3 protein-coding genes are annotated in these 3,258 nt (G+C 69.0%); all 3 read left to right on the forward strand.

What is annotated here, in order from left to right:
• Positions 1 to 1,029, forward strand: a 1,029-nt coding sequence (locus tag GPA27_RS28050) for a branched-chain amino acid ABC transporter permease (RefSeq protein WP_169143693.1), incomplete at its 5' end; no start/stop codon positions are given.
• Positions 1,026 to 2,828 carry a branched-chain amino acid ABC transporter ATP-binding protein/permease gene (locus tag GPA27_RS28055; protein WP_169143694.1) on the forward strand — a complete coding sequence of 601 codons (1,803 nt, stop codon included), beginning with the start codon at positions 1,026 to 1,028 and terminating at the stop codon, positions 2,826 to 2,828. The genes GPA27_RS28050 and GPA27_RS28055, both read left to right, overlap by 4 nt.
• Positions 2,825 to 3,258, forward strand: a 434-nt coding sequence (locus GPA27_RS28060; protein WP_211165300.1) for an ATP-binding cassette domain-containing protein, incomplete at its 3' end; no start/stop codon positions are given. The genes GPA27_RS28055 and GPA27_RS28060, both read left to right, overlap by 4 nt.

Here is a 3,258-nt window from a genome sequence, read left to right on the forward strand (position 1 = left end):
CAGATAGCGCTGTTGCTCGCACAGGACGGCATCACCAACGGTGCGATCTACGCGCTGCTCGCGCTCGCGCTGGTGCTGGTGTTTGCCGTGACGCGGGTGATCTTCATTCCGCAGGGGGAGTTCGTCGCCTATGGCGCGCTGACTCTCGTCATGATCCAGGCCGGCACGGTGCCGGCGACGCTGTGGCTGTTGCTCGGCGCGGGCGTGCTCGCCGCGGCGGTCGATGCGCGCGGCGCACTCGCCAGCGGCCAGAAGGGGCGCCTCGCGGGCGTGCTGGCGTGGAACGTCGGCTACCCGGTGGTGCTCGCGGCGCTGCTCTACCTGCTGCCGCTCACCACCCTCGCGCTGCCGCTGCAGGTGCTGCTGGCGCTCCTCGTGGTGGTGCCGATGGGGCCGCTGATGTACCGCCTGATCTACCAGCCGATCGCCGCCGCGCCGGTGCTGATCCTCCTGATCGTGTCGGTCGCCGTGCACGTGGGCATGGTCGGCCTCGGGCTGCTGTTCTTCGGCGCCGAGGGTTCGCGCACCCCGGCCTTCTCGGACGCGCGCTTCGAGCTCGGCCCGATGATGGTCACCGGTCAGACGATCTGGGTGATCGCCGCCTCCATCGTGCTCATCGTCGCCCTGTACCAGTTCTTCGGCCGCAGCATCTACGGCAAGGCGCTGCGCGCGACCGCGATGAACCGCAACGGCGCGCGCCTGATGGGCATCTCGCCGGCGCTCGCCGGGCGCCTCACCTTCCTCCTTGCGGCGCTGATCGGCGCGCTCTCGGGCGTGCTGATCGCCCCGATCACCACCATCTACTACGACACCGGCTTCCTCATCGGGCTCAAAGGATTTGTGGCCGCCATCGTCGGCGGGCTCGCCAGCTACCCGATCGCCGCCGCCGGCGCCGTGCTCGTCGGCCTGCTCGAAGCCTTCAGCTCCTTCTGGGCCAGCGCCTACAAGGAAGTCATCGTGTTCACGCTCATCATCCCGGTGCTGCTGTGGCGCTCCTTCACCAGCCACCACGTGGAGGAAGAGGAATGAAACCCGTCCTGTCCGTCCGTTCCGTCCTGGGCATCTTCCTGGCGCTGCTGCTCGTGGCGCCGCTGGTGATGCCGCCCTTCTACGTCACGCTGCTCAACTACATCGGCCTGTACGCGCTGGTCGCATTGGGGCTGGTGCTGCTCACCGGCGTGGGCGGCCTCACGAGCTTCGGCCAGGCCGCCTTCGTCGGCCTCGGCGCCTACACCACCGCGGTGCTCACCACCGCCACGGAGCTCCCCGCGTGGCTCGCGTGGGCGGGCGGCTCGCCGTGGCTCGCGCTCGTCGTCGGCCTCGCGTTCACCGCCACCGTTGCCTTCGTCCTCGGCTCGCTCACGCTGCGCCTGTCGGGCCACTACCTGCCGCTCGGGACCATCGCGTGGGGCATCAGCCTGTACTTCCTGTTCGGCACCCTCGAGACCCTGGGCGGGCACACCGGACTCACCGGCATCCCGCCGATCGCGATCTTCGGCTTCGAACTCAGCGACGGCAGCCAGATCTTCTACCTCATCTGGGCCTTCCTGCTCCTGGCGGTGTTCACCACCCAGAACCTCCTCGACTCGCGCGAAGGGCGCGCGATCCGCGCCTTGAAGGGTGGCATGGTGATGGCCGAGGCGATGGGCGTGGATACCGCGCGCTCGCGCATGGTGATCTTCGTCATCGCGGCGCTGCACGCCTGCGCCTCGGGCTGGCTCTATGCCCACCTGCAGCGCTTTGTGAACCCCACGCCCTTCGGGCTGCACATCGGCATCGAGTACCTCTTCATGGCGGTCGTCGGCGGCGCCGGCCAGGTGTGGGGCGCGCTCCTCGGCGCGGGCGTCATCACCATCGCCAAGCAGTGGCTGCAGGACATCCTGCCGCGCATCTTCGGCCAGAGCGGCAACTTCGAGGTGATCTTCTTCGGCCTGATGATGATCATCATCCTGCAGCGCGCGCGCGAAGGCCTGTGGCCGCTGTTCGCCCGCCTCGTGCCGGTGAAGGCCACGAAACGCACCCTCGACGCCGCCGCCGCGCCGCTGCCGAGGAAGCCGCTGCCCGCGCGCGGGGACGTGATCCTCGAGGCGAAGGAGGTCACGCGCAAGTTCGGCGGTCTCGTCGCCAACAACGCCATGAGCCTCACCGTGAAAGCGGGCGAGATCCTCGCGCTGATCGGCCCCAACGGCGCCGGCAAGAGCACCATGTTCAACCAGATCTCGGGCGTCGACACCCCGACCTCGGGCGAGGTGCTGTTCCTCGGGCGACCGGTCGCCGGCCGTGGCTCGCGCGCGATCGCGCGCATGGGCATGAGCCGCACCTTCCAGCACGTGAAACTGCTGCCGACCATGAGCGTGCTCGAGAACGTCGCCATCGGCGCGCACATGCGCGGCGACAAGGGCGTGTTCCCCGCCGCGTGGCGCCTCGACCGCGCCGAGGAGGCGCGGCTCTTGAACGAAGCGGCGCGCCAGATCGAGCGCGTGGGCCTCGCCGAGCACATGTTCGACGCCGCCGGCAGCCTCGCGCTGGGCCAGCAGCGCATCCTCGAGATCGCCCGTGCGCTCGCCGCCGACCCGTGCCTGCTGCTCCTCGACGAGCCGGCCGCGGGCCTGCGCTTCAAGGAGAAGCAGGCGCTCGCCGAACTTCTCCGGAAGCTCAGGGGCGAAGGCATGGGCATCCTGCTGGTCGAGCACGACATGGACTTCGTCATGGGGCTGGTCGATCGCGTCGTCGTGATGGAGTTCGGCCAGAAGATCGCCGAGGGCCTGCCCGAGGAAGTGCAGCAGAACCCGGCGGTGCTCGAAGCCTATCTCGGAGGTGTGGAATGAACGGCATGAGCGTGGAGATCAACGTGATCGAGCAGACGGTCGACACCGCCCCCAACGTCCTCAACCCCCCGCGCACGGTGCTCGAGGTGCGCGACCTGTGCGTCGCCTACGGCAAGGTGGAAGCCTTGTCGAACGCCAACATCCGCGTCGGCGAAGGCCAGATCGTCACCGTGATCGGCCCCAACGGCGCGGGCAAGACGACCATGCTGTCGGCGATCATGGGCCTCCTGGAGTCGCGCGGGCAGGTCACCTTCGACGGCGAGGCCGAGTACGTGCCGCGGGTGGAGCGCATGGTCGCGCGCGGCATGAACCTCGTGCCGGAGAAACGCGAGCTCTTCGCCGAGATGAGCGTCGAGGACAACCTGCTGCTGGGCGCCTTCCAGCGCTACCGCTCGGGCAAGCGCGACCACGCCGAGACGATGAAGGAGGT

The sequence above is a fragment of the Aromatoleum toluolicum genome, assembly GCF_012911005.2.
Taxonomy (GTDB): domain Bacteria; phylum Pseudomonadota; class Gammaproteobacteria; order Burkholderiales; family Rhodocyclaceae; genus Aromatoleum; species Aromatoleum toluolicum.

Excerpts from the sequence above, each read along its gene's own strand:
- GPA27_RS28055 (WP_169143694.1), top strand. The coding sequence starts at position 1,026 with ATGAAACCCGTCCTGTCCGTCCGTTCCGTCCTGGGCATCTTCCTGGCG.